Genomic DNA, 14,076 nt, shown 5'->3' with positions numbered 1-14,076 from the left:
ATCGGGAATGGGACGTCGACTTCGAGACCCTGCAGTCCCCGGACTACTCCTGGGCCATGTCGACGAAGCGGCTGTAGTGGAGCTGGTGCGCCACGGTGATCGTCGAGGTCGGCCCGGCCCGGTGCTTGGCCAGGATCAGGTCCGCCTCACCCATCCTCGGGTCGTCCCGCTCGAAGGCGTCCGGCCGGTGGATCAGGATCACCATGTCCGCATCTTGTTCCAGCGAGTTGTGCATCGCGATGCCGTTGGCCACGAAGTTGTGCGTTTCCCCGACGGTGGCGTCGTAGACGGGCTGCTCGCCGAGACTGGTGATCTCCACGATCTCGTCCCAGAAGACGTCGTTCGTGGCGAGCATGTCCAGGTCCGCGTCGTCGAGCACGGCGGCCGCCTTCGCCAGCCGAGTTCGGCTCGGGGCCGCCTTCCACATCGTCGAACCGCAGAACTGGGTCTCCATCCGCTGCGCGAAGTCCCGGTGCGTCATCGATCGGGACGACAGCAGCCCGCGGACCCGCGTCCACACCTCCTTCGGCACCGTGTCGCGGTTGGTGTTGCCCTTGATCGACCGCAGCTTCTGCCTGACGACCTCGGCGCGCAGCGACCGGGCACCGTGGAAACCGGCCTCGTCCAGGAAGGCCAGTTGATTCTCGGCACCGTAGACGAGCACGTGGTAGCAGACCCGGTGGTCGGCCTTCGTCGTCGGTTTGATCCGGGCGAACACGTCGATCCGCCCGAGGAGCCGGACGAGATCGTCGGCGAGCCTCCTGCTGGTCGTCGCGTAGTAGAGCCGCGCCTGTCCGGCCTTCTCGTCCCACCGCACCGATCCATCGGTCGCCCAGAGGTGCCGGAGGAACAGCGCCACCTGTTCCCTCGGCAAGGAGAAGACGCGGTCCGGGAGGAACTTCTCGTGGCTGCGGAGACCGAACAGGCCCATCTCGTCGAGCCACGCGGCGATCGGGTTCCGCTTGCCGTGCGTGAGCCGGTGCGGAGCGGGCAAGCGCAACGTCGTCACCCGCGCCGCGGCGTAGTGGTCGCGGACGGCCGCGATCCCGAAGTGCGCCGCGGCGTCCTCGACGGCCCGCAGGTTCTCCTCGTCGACCGACGCGTAGCGGAGCGGTTGCCGCCTGACGAAGGAACCATCACCGATCAGATGCGCGAGCATGATCGCCTCGGCGTCCGGCATCTCCGCCTCGGCCAAGGGGGCCGGCGTGCGGCGCGGGACCGCCACTCGGCTGCCGACGGACAGTCCCTGGAGGGGGGACCAGCCGTCGACGGTGAGCATGGGGTGGTTCCCGGTCGCCTCGATCTCCCGACCGGAGGCCAATCGGACCTTGAAGACCTCTTTCACCCCACTGGCGAACACCCTGGTGATCGGGCGCGGGACCAACCTCATCCGATCGTCCAACGACCACACGATCGGCCGCTCCCCGCTGCGCATCAGCTCGCCGAAGCTCACTTCGGCCCCGGTATCGGCGCGGAGCAAGCGCGTTCCAGCGGTGAGGCAACCCGACTCGCGCAGGTCGGAGAGTTGCGGCTTCTTGTCGGTGCGCTGCTCGGGGCCTCGGTTGAGCTGGGAGATCGCGACCACCGGGACCTCCAGCTCCTTGGCCAGCAGCTTGAGGTTCCGGGAGAACTCCGAGACCTCCTGCTGGCGCGACTCGACGCGCTTGCCCGAGGTCATGAGCTGCATGTAGTCGACCACGATGAGCTGGATGTCGTGCCGCTGCTTGAGCCGGCGGGCCTTCGCGCGGATCTCCATCATGGTCAGGTTCGGCGAGTCATCGACGAAGATCGGCGCCTCGCTGATCTCGCTCATCCGCCGGGCCAGCCGGGTCCAGTCGTCGTCGGTCATCCGGCCACCGCGCATGTCGCCGAGCCGGATGCGGGCCTCCGCCGAGAGCATCCGCATCACGATCTCGGTGCGCCCCATCTCCAGCGAGAAGATCACGCTGGCCATGTTGTGCTTGATCGACGCGGACCGCGAAAAATCCAGTCCCAGCGTAGATTTGCCCACACCCGGACGGGCGGCGACGATGACCATCTGACCGGGGTGCAGGCCGTTGGTGACCGCGTCGAGGTCGGCGAAGCCGGTGGGGATGCCCTGGGACTCGCCGCCGCGCGAGGCGATGGCGTCGATCTCGTCCATCGTGGGCTGGAGCAGGTCCTCCAGCGCGGCGTAGTCCTCGCTGGTGCGGCGCTCGGTGACGTCGTAGATCGCCGCCTGGGCGCGGTCCACGACCTCTTCGATCGCGGCGCCTTCGGAGCCGTGGTAGCCGAGCTGGACGATCCGGGTGCCCGCCTCGACCAGCCGCCGCAGCACCGCCTTCTCGGCGACGATCTCGGCGTAGTAGTTGGCGTTGGCGGCGGTGGGGACGGTGGCGATCAGGGTGTGCAGGTACGGCGCGCCGCCGACCTTGACGAGCTCCTGGCGGCGTTCCAGCTCGGCGGAGACGGTGATCGCGTCGGCGGGTTCACCGCGGCCGTAGAGGTCGAGCACGCAGTCGTAGATCGCCTGGTGCGCGGGGCGGTAGAAGTCGTTCGGGCTGAGCGCCTCGACGACGTCGGCGATGGCGTCCTTGCTCAGCATCATGCCGCCGAGCACCGACTGCTCCGCCGCGAGGTCCTGCGGCGGGTGTCGCTCGAAGGTGCTCGGACTGCTCGCGCCTTCGTCGCCGTAGTACGGCTCGTCCCGGACGTCGGGTGCCCCCACCGGAACCGTCACCTCCTCGCGCCGACCTCGCGACGGTCGCACGTGTGCGCGGCGAAGTTAGATCGCCCCCGTCGAACCGGCAACTCAAGCTGTGGACAAACCTCGGGACAACCTGGGGATAGTTCTCCCCGGCCTGTGGACAACCGGGGACAACTTCCGCAGGAACTGGGGACAACCTGGGGACAACTAGTCATGATCAACTAGAAACCGCAGGTCATACCCTGTGTGCAGGCTGTGGAAAAAACCCGTGGAAAACCTTCGGCGTGTCGCGTGAAAAGGACCTCTTCGGCGTGTCGTCAAGGCGTCGACGCGCCGCGAGGACGAGACGGCCCCGGGCGTGTCGGTCTCCGGGCGCGCGGCACCGCGGCGGACCGGATGGGACGACGCGGGGACGACCGACCGCGACGGGACTTCCGGCGGTGGGCGGACGACGCCGCCCACCGCGGACGACGGGTGGTCCGGTCGACGGACCACCTCGGACGACCGCCGACCGGACCCGGGTGGACCGGGCCGGTTCAGCGATCGACGTGGCTCACTGAGCGGCGGTCACCTGGACGCTGACGGTCGCCTTCACGTCGGGGTGCAGGTTCACGTCGACGACGTGCTTGCCCAGCGACTTGATGTGACCGCGCAGCGCGACGGAGCGCTTGTCCAGGTTCGGGCCGCCGGCCTTGCGCACCGCGGCGACGACGTCGCCGCCGGTGATCGAGCCGAACAGCTTGCCCTGGGCGGACACCTTCGCGGTCAGCTCGACCGCGCCGAGGTCCTGGATCTGCTGCTTGAGCTCGTGCGCGTGCTCCAGGTTGCGCACCCGGCGGGATTCCTGGGCCCGGCGGATCGTCTCGATCTGCTTCTGCGCGCCCTTGGAGGCGACCATCGCCAGGCTCCGCGGGAGCAGGTAGTTGCGGGCGTAGCCGTCCTTCACCTCGACGATGTCACCCGACTCGCCGAGACCGGCCACGTCCGCGGTGAGGATGATCTTCACGACGTGTCTCCTTCGAAGTCTCTTCGATCCGCTCGGTCACCGCCGCGCCGGGCGGTGACCACTGCGCCGGATCAGCGGGCGGTCGAGGTGTAGGGCAGCAGGGCCATTTCGCGGGCGTTCTTCACCGCGATGGCGACGTCGCGCTGGTGCTGGCTGCAGTTGCCGGTCACGCGACGGGCCCGGATCTTGCCGCGGTCGGAGATGTACTTCCGCAGCAGGGTGGTGTCCTTGTAGTCGATCTGCACGGCTGCCTTGTCCTTGCAGAACACGCAGACCTTCTTCTTCGGCTTGCGCACGGGCGCCTTGGCCATCGGTCTTCCTCCTGAGCAAAAACTCTGTTAGCTGCCTGGATGCGCTAGAACGGCGGCTCGTCGCTGAACCCGCTGCCGGAACCGGCGGGCGGTGCGGAACCCCACGGGTCGTCGGCCTGGCTCGGGTTCGACTGACCTCCGCCGAACCCGCTGCCGCCGCGGCTCACCTTGTTCACCTTCGCGGTGGCGTAGCGCAGCGACGGGCCGATCTCGTCGACCTCCAGCTCCACGACGGTCCGCTTCTCGCCTTCCTTCGTCTCGAAGGAACGCTGCCGCAACCGGCCCTGCACCACGACCCGCATCCCGCGGGTCAGCGTCTCGGCCACGTTCTCGGCGGCCTGGCGCCAGATGTTGCAGCGCAGGAAGAGAGCTTCGCCGTCCTTCCACTCGCCCGTCTGGCGGTCGAACATCCGCGGCGTCGAAGCGACCGTGAAGTTCGCGACCGCCGCGCCGGACGGGGTGAAGCGCAGTTCCGGGTCGGCGGTGAGGTTGCCGACCACCGTGATTACCGTTTCACCGGCCATGACCTGGGGACTCCAGTCTGCTCGAAGCGGGTTCGGCTACCACCGGCGTCGGCGTCAGGCCGTCGCCTTGGCCTTCGCCTTGGCGTTGCGAGCGGCCTTGCGGGGCTGAACCCGGCGCAGCACCTTGGTCCGCAGGATGGACTCGTTCAGGTTGAGCTGGCGGTCGAGCTCCTTGACCGACGCGGACTCGCTGGTGACGTCGAGAACGACGTAGATGCCCTCGGTCTTCTTGTCGATCTCGTAGGACAGCCGGCGGCGCCCCCACACGTCGACCTTCTCGACGGCACCGCCGTCGTTGCGGACGACGTTGAGGAACTTCTCCAGGGACTGAGCGACGGTGCGCTCGTCCAGGCTCGGGTCGAGGATGACCATGAGCTCGTAGTGACGCATGATGACCTTCACCTCCTGTGGACTCACGGCCACGGGCTCTCCGTGGCAGGAGGGTCGTCGCGTCGACGAACTGGTCAAGGCTAGCAAGCACCCCCGCCACGACCGCCGACGGGGGCCCGCCACCTGCGACGTCACCTCCCGGGCGTGACGCCGCTCACCGCCTCGATCACCCGTTGGGGGAATGAGTGAGGGGCACCCTCATCCCAGTTACTCGGGCAAGGGTGCCCCTCACTCAGCGTCGACCACCCGGTCGGGTTCAGGTGCGGCGCAGGACCCAGGTGCGGACCAGGGCGGCGGTGGCCACCGCGAGCGCCACGGCCGCCACCAGCACCGGCAGCGCCACCCGGTCGGTCATCTCGGTCGGCATGGCCTGGGCCTGCCCGGCGGCGCGGACCTCCTCGCGCTGATCCTGCTGGCGCTGCTGCTCGCGGGACTCGGCCAGCAGGTCGCCCACCCGCGGGTCGAAGCCGGGGACCTGGCCGAACTCGGCGTGCGCCCACGGCGGCAGCGAGCCGGGCACGTAGGTGTAGTCGGGGACGATGCCGCCGAGCGCGCCGCTGGCGGCGGGGACCTGGGCGGTGGTCGGCGGTGTGCCGGTCCCGGGCGCGGAGGTCCGGGCCGGGGGTGGCCCGGCCGGGGCGGTGTCCGGCGGCTCGGTGGTCGGGTGCTGGGTGGTCGGCGGCCCGGTGGTCGGGGGCTGGGTGTCCGGCGGCTGGGTGGTCGGCGGAGGGGCGGGTTCGCCGGACGGCGGTGGTTCCTCGGCGGGTTCGGCGCGGACCGTGATCGCGTTGCCGAGGCTGACCAGGTTGACGAAGTGCCACCGCGCGGCGTCGACCCGGTCCTCGGGCAGGCCGATCCGGGCGAGCCGGTCCGCCGCGGCCTCGGCGACGTCGCGGCCGGAGAAGAAGCTGCGGCCCGCTTCGGCGGTGGTCAGCGGGATGGTGCCGAGCGCGAGGAACCGCTCGGAGGCCTCGGCGGCGGCGCCCAGCCGCAGCGGCATGGCGAGCTCGACGGCCCGGCGCAGCTTGAAGTCCATCGTCTCGGGGTCGATGACGACGTCCTGGCCGGGTTCGGCGTCGACGATCGACCAGGCGGTGCTGATCACCAGCGGTTCGGCGGCAGCCGCGGCGGGCGCGGCGCCGAGCAGTCCGCCCGCGGCGAGCACCGCGCCGCCGAGTCCTGCCGCGACCGTCCGCCGCAGTGCTGTCGGCTTGATCAGCGGATGCGCTCGCCGGCTCATCTCCTCGCCTCCCGCGGCTCGTTCGTGAACTGCTGTCACCTTCGCAGAGGGTTCAACGCGCGACCAGCCGCTCCGGTGACGTGTCGGCGGGGATTTTCGTCCGGATGGCCGCCGGGGCGGGCCGAGCGCACCGCGCGCCACCTCGGCGACCGGGGAACTCTAGACTCCGCACCATGCGAATCGGGGCCCACGTCCGCGACGACGATCCGGTGACCGCCGCCACCGAGCGGAACGCCGAGGTGGTGCAGTTCTTCCTGTCCGACCCGCAGGGCTGGAAGGCGCCCAAGCCGCACCCGCAGGCCGAGCTGCTCCGCGACGGCGACCTGTCGGTGTTCGTGCACGCCCCGTACGTGATCAACGTGGCGTCGCTGAACAACCGGATCCGGATCCCGTCCCGCAAGGCGGTGCTCCAGCAGTCGGTCGCCGCGGCGGAGGTCGGCGCGGAGGGGCTGATCGTGCACGGCGGGCACGTCACCAAGGACGACGACCCGGCCGAGGGCGTGGCCAACTGGCGCAAGATGTTCGAGCGGCAGGCCGCCGACGGGGGCTTCGCGGTGCCGATCCTGATCGAGAACACCGCGGGCGGGGCGAACGCGATGGCCCGGCGGTTCGACGCGCTGGCCCGGTTGTGGGACGCCGTCGGCGAGTTCGGCGCCGGGTTCTGCCTGGACACCTGCCACGCGCACGCGGCGGGCGAGGACCTGCTCGACGTGGTCGACCGGGTGCGGGCGATCACCGGGCGGATCGACCTGGTGCACCTCAACGACTCCCGCGACGAGTTCGGCTCCTCCCGGGACCGGCACGCCAACATCGGCGCCGGGCGCATCGAACCGGAACTGCTGGCCGCGGTGGTCCGCGCGGCGGGGGCCCCGGTGGTGGTGGAGACGCCGGGCGAGGGCCAGGCGGCCGACATCGCCTACCTGCGCGGCGCGGTCGGCTGAGGCGACGACCGGCACGACGGGGAAGGAGTCGACAGACCCGGTGGTGGACCTGCGGCGCTGGCCCGGCTCCCGGTGGCGGGGGCTGACCCTCTCCGGTGCGGTGTCGCTGTGCCTGCTCAGCGCGGTGGCGCTGGTGCTGGGCTGGGCGAACAAGGCCCGCTGCACCGGTCCCGGGTTCGACGTGTGGGGGCGTTCGACCCCGGACTACCAGGAGCGCGCCTACCGGGACGCCTGCTACTCCGACATCCAGAACCTGTGGATCGGCCGGGACATCGACCGGCACGTGTTCCCGTACGTCCACGGCGGCATCACCCCGGACGGCTCGCTGTACGGCGGGGTCGTGGAGTACCCGGTGCTGTCCGGGCTGCTGATGTGGCTGGGCGCGCTGTTCGTCGAGACCGACGCGGGGTTCCTGCTCGCCTCGGCGCTGCTGATGGCGCCGTTCGGGCTGGCGGTGACGTGGTGGTTGGGCCGGTTGAGCGGCTGGCGGGCGCTGCTGTGGGCGATCGGTCCGCCGGTGGTGCTCTACGCGTTCCACAACTGGGACCTGCCGGTGGTGGCGTGCGCGGTGGCGGCGGTGTTCGTGGTGCACCGGTGGCGGGTGCCGCTGCGGCGGCGGGCGCTGGTCGCGGCGGTGCTGCTCGGGCTGGGCGCGGCGCTGAAGCTGTACCCGGCGATGTTCGTGCTGCCGCTGGCGCTGTACGTGCTCACCGGTGGCCGCGATGGTGCGGAGCTGCCCGCGCGGAGCCGGTTCGACGTGGCGGGCGCGCTGGGCGCGGTCGGCGCCGCGGTCGGGACCGTGGTCGTGGTGAACCTGCCGTTCGCGATCGCCGGGTTCGGCGGCTGGCTCGCCTCGTTCGAGTTCCAGTCCCGGCGGCAGGTCGACCTGAGCACGAACTCGGTGTGGTACTGGGGTTTCCGGCACTGGACCGGCGACGAGGAGTTCCAGTCGGCGATGGGCGTGATCTCGCCCGCGCTGGTGCTGCTGTCGTTCGCGGTGGCCTGCCTGGCCGGGTGGTGGCTGCTGCGGCGCACCGGGACGTTCCCGTGGGTTCAGGTCTCGGCGGCGATGCTGTGCGGTTTCCTGCTGCTGCACAAGGTGCACTCGCCGCAGTACACGTTGTGGCTGCTGCCGTTCTTCGTGCTGCTGGGCGTGCGGTGGGGGTGGATCGCGGCCTACCTGGTCGCCGACGTGGCGATGGGGATCAGCATCTTCCACTGGCTGTACCTGAACATGGCCGGGGAGCCTTCGGGCATCCACGACGGGTTCACCGCGCAGGCGTTGATGATCGGCGTGTGGGGGCGCGCCGCGCTGCTGGTCGGGTTGTTCGTCGCGTTCCTGTCCGCGCGGGCGGTGATCGACGACCGCACCCGACGCAGCGACGCCCGAGGCGCCGTGAACCACCGCTCCTGGTGAGGGGCACCTTCATCCGACCATGCCGGATGAAGGTGCCCCTCACTCATGGGATCCCGCGGGTGTCAGCAGCGGAGCGGGGCGTAGGTGCGCTCGGCGTGGACGGTGCCGGCCGCGCGGACCCGGACCGTGGTCGTGCGGTCGGCGGGCACGGTGAGCTGCGCGGAGATGAAGCCGTTCTTCCCGACCATGCCGGTGCCGCGGACCTGCCCGTCGACGGTCACCTCGTACGGCGTGGGCCGGTCCAGCGCGGCGGTGCCCCGGATCTCGTAGCGGACCGTCGGCACCGCGGGGAGGTGGGCGAGGTGCTGGCCGATCAGCGGGACCGCCTGCATCGCGGACATGTCCTGGCAGGCGGCCGCGCCGAGCCGGGCCTGGATCGGCGCGGACGCCGGCGCGGACGGTGGCGCGGCAGCGGCAGCGGCGGCGGGGACGGCGGTGGTGGCGAGCGCGGCGGCGGCCAGGACGAGGGCTCGGCGGATCACGGCGTACTACCTCCTGGGGGAAGGAATCCCCAGCGCACCGCTGGTCCGCCGGGGGAATCCGGTCAGTGACGCCCCGAAGCTAGGTGCTCCCGTTGATCTCCGTCGGCTGAGTGCCTCCAACGTGGGATGCCGGGTAGCACGAACCGGTCGCCGCGCCCGTCCAGGACGCCGCCGGTGGGATCGTCCACCGCGTCCGGGACCAGCCGGGACGGCACCGCCAGCGTGGTGCGCACCCGGTCCAGCTCCGGGCGCAGCACCTCGCGCACGACCAGCACGCACAGCGCGACGACCACCGCGTCGCGGATCAGCACCGCGCCGAGGAACCACCCCTCGGGCAGGCCCTTGTTGCCGGTGCCGAGGTAGTAGTACATGCGCGGCGCCCAGATCGCCGCGTCGACGGCCATCCAGGCCAGCAGCAGCCGCCAGCGGGGCAGCGCGAGCACCGCGAGCGGCACCAGCCACAGCGAGTACTGCGGGCTCCACACCTTGTTGGTGAGCAGGAACGCGGCGACGACCAGGAAGCACAGCTGGGCCAGCCGGGGACGCCGGGGCGCGGCCAGCGCGAGCCAGCCGATCCCGGCGCAGGCCAGCAGGAACAGCACCAGGCTCACCGCGTTGAGCACGACCGGTGGCGCACCGGGTGCCAGCTGCCCGTCGAAGCCCGCCCAGCCGGTGAAGTGCATCAGCACGTTGTAGAGCGAGTCCGGGTCGGCGGGTCGTGCGCTGTTGAGCCGGAAGAACTCCGCCCAGCCCGTCGGGGCCACCAGCAGCAGCGGCACGTTGACCGCGAGCCAGCTCGCGGCGGCGGCGGTCAGCGCGCGCAGCCCGTCGCGGACCCGCCCGGCGCGCAGGCACAGCAGCAGCAGCGGCCCGAGGAAGAACAGCGGGTAGAGCTTGGCGGCCCCGCCGAGTCCGATGAGGACCCCGGCGAGGACGGGTCGTCGGCGCGCCCAGGCGAGCAGTCCCGCGGTGCCCAGCGCGGTGGCCAGCGCGTCGAAGTTGGTGAAGGCGTGCACGAACACCAGCGGGGACAGCGCGGCCAGCGCGGCGTCCCAGACCCGCCTGCGGCACAGCGAGGTCAGCGCCCAGATGGTGACCAGCCAGGCGGCGGCGAGCCAGAAGGCGGTGATGTTGAAGTAGAGCACCGAGGAGTTGCCGCCGGGCAGCAGGTCGAGCCCGGCCAGCGTGGACCAGCCGTCGGTGATCTTGGCGTTGACCCACTGGAACAGCCCGGTGAGCACCGGGTACTCCATGTACCGGACCTGCTCCTCGGCGGTGCCCTGGTTCTCCACCCACGACGTGACGTAGGGGAAGACGCCGTCCGGGGCGAGGTCGCCGACGCCGTAGCGCGGGATGATGTCGGTGTAGCACATCGCGACGTACTGGCGGTTGTCCCGCCAGTCGAGCTGCGGCCCGGCGTCGGTGTCGTAGGTGACCGTGCACGGCGCCTTGAACAGCCAGGCCGCCGCGAGCAGCAGCACGGCCAGCAGCAGGATCACCCGCAGCGGCGTCCAGAACCACTGCCTGCCGACCTGGGCGTGCCTGCCCAGCTCCCCGCCGAAGGGGCGGCTCGCCGCCCGGGCCAGCGCTTCGGTCCAGGTCGGCACCACCCGGTCGGCGGGACCGAGCGACTCGCCGTCCACCGCGGCGCTGCGCCGCGGTGTCGGTCCGGGGCTGGGCTCGGAGGTGGGCACGCCCGGAGATGCTACTTGGGGCGGTGACGACGAAGGGGCACCCGGCGGAACCGGGTGCCCCTGTCGTGCGGTGCCCGCGCTACTGGCCTTCGCGGCGGGTCGGCGGTAGCGCGCCGTTCGGGCCATCACCACCGCCGCCGTCGCCGTCACCGCCATCACCGTCGCCGCTGCCGTTGTCGTTCGACGGCGGGCAGAACACGACGCAGTCCTCGGAGGTCTCGGTGGTCGACGAGTCCGTCGGCTCCGAGGTGTCGGTCGGTTCGGAGGTGGTGGTGGGCGGCTCGGTGCTGGTCGGCGGCGGCGCCGTGGTGGTCGAGGTCGGCGGGGGTTCGGGGGCGAACTGGCCGATCGGCTCCGGCTCCGGGAACTGCTCGACCGGCAGGCCCTGGTGGTACTTGCTCATGAACTTCTGCCAGATGTCGCCGGGCAGTCCCGAGCCGTAGACGATGCTGCCCTGCGCGTTGTAGAGCGGGGCTGGCGTCTGGTCCTCGCTCTCGGCGAGCATCCCGACCGCCGCGGACAACTGCGGGGTGGCCCCGACCATCCAGGCGTTCTTGTTGTCCTTGGTGTCGAAGAACTGGTGGGTACCGGTCTTCGACATCACCGGGCGGCCGTCGTCCAGCGGCAGCTTGGAGGCGTCGGCCACGCCGATCATCGACTCGATGAGGTTGGCCGCCAGGTTGGCGCTCTCCTCCTGGTCGTCGGAGAAGGCCGGTTCGGGAGCGGCGTTGCCCCACTCCTCGCCTTCGCCCTGCTCGTTGCGGACGCTGGAGACCAGGTGCGGGGTGACCCGCTGCCCGTTGTTGGCGATGGTGGCGTACGAGGCGGCCATGTCGATGGTCCGGACCTGGTACATGCCCAGCGCGATACCGGCGTGGACCTGGCCGTTGGGGCTCTGCAGCGTCGGGTCGCCCCGGTACTCGCGGGGGATGCCCGCGTCGTAGGCGGCCTCGGCGACCTTGTCGGTGCCGAACTGGGCGGCCATGTTGACGAACGCGGTGTTGACCGACTCGTTCATCGCCTCCCGGACACCGCAGTACTTCGGGTTCTCGCACGCCGAGCCGGGCGCGTTGTCGAACGGCGTGCCGAAGATCGTCTGGTCCGGCGAGCCGTCGTAGGTCTCCCCGATGCCGATGCCCTGCTGCAACCCGGCCATCACCACGAACGGTTTGAACGAGGACCCGGGTTCCTGCGGTTGGCTGGCGTAGTCCAGGCCACCGACCTCGGTGCTGCCGCCGTAGTACGCCTTCACCGCCCCGGTTCCGGGTTCGACCGCCACCAGGGTGGAGCGGAGGTTCTCCGGCTGGCCGTTCATCACTTCGTTCACCGACTGCTCGGCCGCCTGCTGGGCCTTCGGGTCGATGGTCGTCTTGATGGTGAAGCCGCCGCGCATCAGGGTGTCCTCCCGCCAGCCCTTCTCCTCCAGCTCGGCGATGACCTGCCGCCGGATCGCGTCCTGCGGCGGGGTGAGCCTGCTGTCCTTGCGGTAGGCGTCGCGGTCGCGCATCTGCGGGTGCTGCATCGAGCTGCTCGACCCCGGCGGGATGAACCCGTGCCGCTCCATCTGGCCGATCACGTAGTCCCAGCGGTCCCAGCCGAGCTCGGGGTCGTAGCCGGGGTCGTTGTCCGTCGGGCGCTGCACGACGCCGGCCAGCACCGCGGCCTCCTGCGCGTTGAGCTCGCTGGGCTTCTTGCCGAAGTAGTGGTCGGCGGCGACGGTGATGCCGTTGGCGCTGCGCCCGTAGTAGGCGGTGTTGAGGTAGGCCAGCAGGATCTCGTCCTTGCTGCGCTCGTTGGTCATCTTGTAGGCGAGGACGATCTCGCGGATCTTGCGCTCGTAGGAGCTCATCTTGGTGTTGAGCTCGAGGTCGAGCTTGATGAACTGCTGCGTGATCGTCGAACCGCCGCCGACGCCGGAGCCGGTGGCCAGGAAGAACACCGACCGCAGGATGCCCATCATGTCGAAGCCCGGGTTGCTGTAGAAGCTCCCGTCCTCGGCGGCGATGGTCGCCTGCTGCATCGGCTTGGAGACCTCGTCGAGGCTGCGGACCATCGCCGTGGGCCCGCCCTTCTCCGGGTCGATGGTGGCCAGCGTCTCACCGTTGGCGTACTGGATCTCGATGGTCTCCTGGGCGTTGGCCAGGCGCTCCGCGTCGGGGATCTCCCACGCGAAGTAGCCGTAGGTGAACACGCCCACCGGCACCAGGATCATCAGCGTCAGCGCCACGTAGGCGGTCCTGCGGACGCGGCGCCAGATCGTGCGCCGCTTGAGCTGCTTCGGGCTCATCTCGTCGTCCGAATCGTCGTCCGGCTCGTCCGGCCCGAACGCCGCGAACTCGTCGTCGTACCGGTCGTCGTCATACCGGTCGTCGTCGTAGCGGTCGTCCCGGTGGCCGTAGGGATCGTCGTCGTCGAGTTCCTCGGCGTAGTAGTTGTAGCGGCCGGGCGACTCCTCGTGCGTGAGCAGCTCCGGCTCGCGCGGCACGTCACCGCCGCCCTGGCCGGGTCCGCCCGGCGCGCCGGGACCACCTTGGCCGGGTCCACCGGGGCCGCCCGGGCCGTGGCCCGCCATGCCCGCGGCACCGGCGCCCGCGGCACCGGCCGCACCGGCGCCCGCAGCTCCGGCGGCACCGGCCGCACCGGCGGCGCCGAGGGCCCCTCCGGCGGCGGCACCGGCGATCCCGCCCGCCGCGGCGGCGCCACCGCGCCCGCGGTCGTCGCGGCCCCGGTCACCGCCGGGGGCCTGCGGGATGTTCTCGGTCGGTTGCTCGCCGCGCTGCGGCGGACGTCCGGGCGGCGGGGGCGGCGGCCCCTGCCGGTGCTGCTGGGGACCGCCCTGCTGAGGTCCGCCTTGTTGGGGTCCGCCCTGCTGGGGTCCACCCGGGGGCGGTCCCGGGCGGTTCGGCGGCGGTCCCTGGTGGCCGTGCGCTCCGGGAGGTCCGGGCGGCGGGGCGGCCGAGTATCGGGTGTCCTCGGCCGCGAGCCGCCTGCTCAGCGGCGTTTCCTCTTCGTCGTCGTCGAACGACGGGGTCCAGGCACCGGTCTGCTCGGTGTTCGAACCGGCCTCGGGGCGGCGCCCGCCGGAGGGCGGCACGACGCCGTGCTGCTGCGTGGCGTCCTCGTCCCGGCGCGCGGGCGGCTCGCCCGGCCACTGGGGTCCGCCCTGCTGGGGTCCACCTTGCTGCGGTCCACCCTGCTGGGGCCGGGGCGGGGGCTGCGGCGGCCGTTGACCGCCGCCGCGCGGGTCCTCGCCCGGCCACGCGGGCCCGCCGGGCGGCGGGCCGGGGCGCTGCGGTGGCGGCCAGCCCTGCTCACCCTGCCGGGGACGGCCGGGGGGCGGTGGCGGGGGTGGCGTACCCCGGTCATCCGGCCGACCGGGGTCTCG

11 protein-coding genes are annotated in these 14,076 nt (G+C 71.5%); 2 read left to right on the top strand and 9 right to left on the bottom strand.

The genetic code is table 11. The features are described 5' to 3' along the window. Positions 1 to 43: 43 nt before the first annotated feature. The 6 genes from ABD976_RS09210 to ABD976_RS09185 all read right to left on the bottom strand — a co-directional run bounded on the left by ABD976_RS09210 (position 44) and on the right by ABD976_RS09185 (position 6,157). Positions 44 to 2,707: a replicative DNA helicase gene (locus ABD976_RS09210; RefSeq protein WP_425570077.1), complete on the bottom strand. Its 2,664-nt coding sequence runs from the start codon at positions 2,705 to 2,707 to the stop codon at positions 44 to 46. Between the two features lie 532 nt (positions 2,708 to 3,239). Continuing rightward, complete coding sequence (gene rplI / locus ABD976_RS09205) at positions 3,240 to 3,692, bottom strand: 50S ribosomal protein L9 (protein ID WP_345360279.1); 453 nt, start codon at positions 3,690 to 3,692, stop codon at positions 3,240 to 3,242. 71 nt (positions 3,693 to 3,763) lie between these two features. Continuing rightward, the gene (rpsR, locus tag ABD976_RS09200; RefSeq protein WP_345360276.1) at positions 3,764 to 4,003 is read right to left on the bottom strand and encodes a 30S ribosomal protein S18; all 240 of its coding nucleotides are present in this window, start codon (positions 4,001 to 4,003) and stop codon (positions 3,764 to 3,766) included. Positions 4,004 to 4,047: 44 nt separating this feature from the next. Beyond that, a complete protein-coding gene (locus tag ABD976_RS09195) occupies positions 4,048 to 4,527 on the bottom strand; it encodes a single-stranded DNA-binding protein (RefSeq protein ID WP_345360273.1) in 480 nt (159 codons plus the stop codon). A 54-nt stretch (positions 4,528 to 4,581) separates the two neighbouring features. Beyond that, positions 4,582 to 4,917, bottom strand: coding sequence for a 30S ribosomal protein S6 (gene rpsF / locus ABD976_RS09190; RefSeq protein ID WP_369775548.1), 336 nt, complete (start codon positions 4,915 to 4,917; stop codon positions 4,582 to 4,584). Positions 4,918 to 5,173: 256 nt separating this feature from the next. After that, on the bottom strand, positions 5,174 to 6,157 hold the full coding sequence (locus ABD976_RS09185) for a hypothetical protein (protein ID WP_345360270.1): 984 nt from the start codon (positions 6,155 to 6,157) through the stop codon (positions 5,174 to 5,176). Positions 6,158 to 6,330: 173 nt separating this feature from the next. Here ABD976_RS09185 and ABD976_RS09180 point away from each other — a divergent pair, with 173 nt between their 5' ends. Continuing rightward, entirely contained in the window at positions 6,331 to 7,098 is a 768-nt protein-coding gene (locus ABD976_RS09180) for a deoxyribonuclease IV (protein ID WP_345360267.1), read from the top strand. Between the two features lie 49 nt (positions 7,099 to 7,147). Continuing rightward, the gene (locus ABD976_RS09175) at positions 7,148 to 8,515 is read left to right on the top strand and encodes a glycosyltransferase 87 family protein (RefSeq protein ID WP_369775546.1); all 1,368 of its coding nucleotides are present in this window, start codon (positions 7,148 to 7,150) and stop codon (positions 8,513 to 8,515) included. 62 nt (positions 8,516 to 8,577) lie between these two features. Here the strand turns inward: ABD976_RS09175 and ABD976_RS09170 are convergent, their stop codons facing one another. The 3 genes from ABD976_RS09170 to ABD976_RS09160 form a co-directional block, all read right to left on the bottom strand. Then, positions 8,578 to 8,997, bottom strand: a complete 420-nt coding sequence (locus ABD976_RS09170; RefSeq protein WP_345360262.1) for a hypothetical protein — start codon at positions 8,995 to 8,997, stop codon at positions 8,578 to 8,580. Between the two features lie 62 nt (positions 8,998 to 9,059). Continuing rightward, on the bottom strand, positions 9,060 to 10,691 hold the full coding sequence (locus ABD976_RS09165; protein WP_369775541.1) for a glycosyltransferase family 87 protein: 1,632 nt from the start codon (positions 10,689 to 10,691) through the stop codon (positions 9,060 to 9,062). Between the two features lie 79 nt (positions 10,692 to 10,770). Next, a complete protein-coding gene (locus tag ABD976_RS09160) occupies positions 10,771 to 13,785 on the bottom strand; it encodes a transglycosylase domain-containing protein (RefSeq protein WP_345360259.1) in 3,015 nt (1,004 codons plus the stop codon). Positions 13,786 to 14,076: the final 291 nt, after the last annotated feature.

The organism is Saccharopolyspora cebuensis (assembly GCF_039542665.1).
GTDB classification, from domain to species: Bacteria; Actinomycetota; Actinomycetes; order Mycobacteriales; family Pseudonocardiaceae; genus Saccharopolyspora; species Saccharopolyspora cebuensis.
This window is presented reverse-complemented; position numbering and strand designations above follow the sequence as displayed.

What these genes read in the sequence shown, in the direction of transcription:
- rpsF (WP_369775548.1), bottom strand. Translation starts at nt 4,917, where the DNA reads ATGCGTCACTACGAGCTCATGGTCATCCTCGACCCGAGCCTGGACGAG.
- ABD976_RS09195 (WP_345360273.1), bottom strand. Translation starts at nt 4,527, where the DNA reads ATGGCCGGTGAAACGGTAATCACGGTGGTCGGCAACCTCACCGCCGAC.
- rpsR (WP_345360276.1), bottom strand. Translation starts at nt 4,003, where the DNA reads ATGGCCAAGGCGCCCGTGCGCAAGCCGAAGAAGAAGGTCTGCGTGTTC.
- ABD976_RS09185 (WP_345360270.1), bottom strand. Translation starts at nt 6,157, where the DNA reads ATGAGCCGGCGAGCGCATCCGCTGATCAAGCCGACAGCACTGCGGCGG.
- ABD976_RS09180 (WP_345360267.1), top strand. Translation starts at nt 6,331, where the DNA reads ATGCGAATCGGGGCCCACGTCCGCGACGACGATCCGGTGACCGCCGCC.